Raw genomic sequence first — 524 nt, forward strand, 5'->3', positions numbered from 1 at the left:
CCGGTGGACTCGATGGGCAACCCCTGGTCGGGGTCCTACGTGACCGCCTCCGGGAACCTGCTGGCAGACATGAGCTCGAACGTCAACGCGGAGATGCAGGGCCGGGTACAGGTCGCGAGGCTCTACCACATGACCGACGACAAGGGCATCCGGGACATGCTGTCCTTCCTGCTGGCCCGCGACACCATGCACCAGAACCAGTGGATGGCCGCGGTGAAGGAGCTGCAGGCCGAGGGGCTGGAGCAGATGCCGGTGCCCTCGAACTTCCCGCAGTCCAAGGAGGCCACCGAGTTCTCCTACGACTACTACAACTTCTCCGACGGTACTACCGCCGCGGAGGGCTCCTGGGCCTCCGGGCCCACCCCGGACGGGCACGGGCAGTTCGGGTACAAGGACGCGCCGATGGCGGGGGTGCCGATGCCGCCCCCCACCCACCCCGACGCCCGGTTCTACGGCACCACCGAGCAGCCGAACCTCGTGGAGAAGGCCGCCGGCACGATCCAGGACAAGCTCAAGAAGGAGTA

The 524-nt window shown here is 67.4% G+C and carries 1 protein-coding gene; it reads left to right on the forward strand.

Going from position 1 to position 524, the window contains the following annotated elements; genetic code table 11:
• The coding region (locus ACFYE3_RS19075; protein ID WP_387612054.1) for a manganese catalase family protein at nt 1-524 on the forward strand (524 nt) is incomplete at both ends.

The organism is Kocuria arenosa (assembly GCF_042879215.1).
Lineage (GTDB): Bacteria > Actinomycetota > Actinomycetes > Actinomycetales > Micrococcaceae > Kocuria > Kocuria arenosa.